At 39.3% G+C, this 1,173-nt stretch carries 1 protein-coding gene; it reads right to left on the bottom strand.

What is annotated here, in order from left to right; genetic code table 11:
• Positions 1-920: IS110 family RNA-guided transposase (locus tag JKP73_RS21965; RefSeq protein WP_200411963.1), on the bottom strand; the 920-nt coding region annotated here is incomplete at its 3' end.
• Positions 921-1,173 lie beyond the last annotated feature (253 nt).

The raw sequence follows: 1,173 nt of genomic DNA on the forward strand, positions 1-1,173 counted from the left end.
ACTAGTTTCTTAGGGTGACTAAATTGTGTGACATCCCCTATTTCTGAAATCAGAGTGGCTGCAATTTTAGTACCTACTCCGGGGATGGATGTAAGAATCTCATACACCTCAAATTGTTTCGCTAACGTCTCAATCTCCTGCTCAAGTACGTTCAGAAACTCTCGTTGTTGAAGAATCATTTGAATATACATTTTTAGTGCAACCAAGTGGCTTTGATACAGCGTTTTCTTAAAGGGGTTTCGTTCTGCTGCTTCTTTTAACTTCAAGGCCTTTTCATAAAACCAATCATACGACCTCTTTCCTCCTAGTCCATGCATCTCCTTAGCTAATTCATCCGTTGGAACCTTTAATACTTCATGAGAAGTAGGATAGAGGAGTAACGTTTTTAAGGAAAGAGGTGCGTATAAATTACTATAAACTCCTTTATATTCAGGGAATACTTGATCCAATATCGTTTGGAACTGAAGTTTCAGTTGTACATAGTTACGTGTTAAAGAATCGTGTTGTCTACATAAATTTCTCAAATTCATCGTTTGAACACATTTTCGATGATAGGCTACTAAGTCCTCTTTGTAATACATTTCACACAGGTGTTTCGCATCGGCTGGGTCTGACTTTACTTTTCGAAGACTACTTTTTTTCGTTTCGTAAGAAACTACAGGATTCACTAAGTAGTAAGTAATCTTTCTTTCCTCAAGGTACTGTAAAATAGGTTCATGATAGTGTCCTGTCGACTCAAACACAACAACCGGTTTAGATTCAGCTTGGAACTCCACTTCTTTGTAAAATATAAAAAAATCACTCATACCATTGGTATCATGCTTAAACTTAAAGGTCTTCCCGAAAGGCTGCTTTCTTGCCAGGAAAGCTTGAACTTGGCTTTCTCCTTTTGCAACATCCAGGCCAATCACTGGATCCATAATTTATCACATCTCCTTTTAGTAGATTTGTCGGTAGCCCCTGTCTATCTTGTAGTGTCATAGCTTCGCTTGTTATGCGGGGTCAGTGCCCCAACCAGCCTCAAACATGTTTCTACAAGTAGGGGGTGGACAGTATTACGGACGGGATCAAGTCCCACGGGCGCTTACGTCCTACCCCGACTACCTAAAGAATAACCTATAAAACATAAGGTCAACCAGAAAAATATCATATTTCCGGTTGACCTTATAATAC

The organism is Virgibacillus salexigens (assembly GCF_014905415.1).
Lineage (GTDB): Bacteria > Bacillota > Bacilli > Bacillales > Amphibacillaceae > Virgibacillus > Virgibacillus salexigens.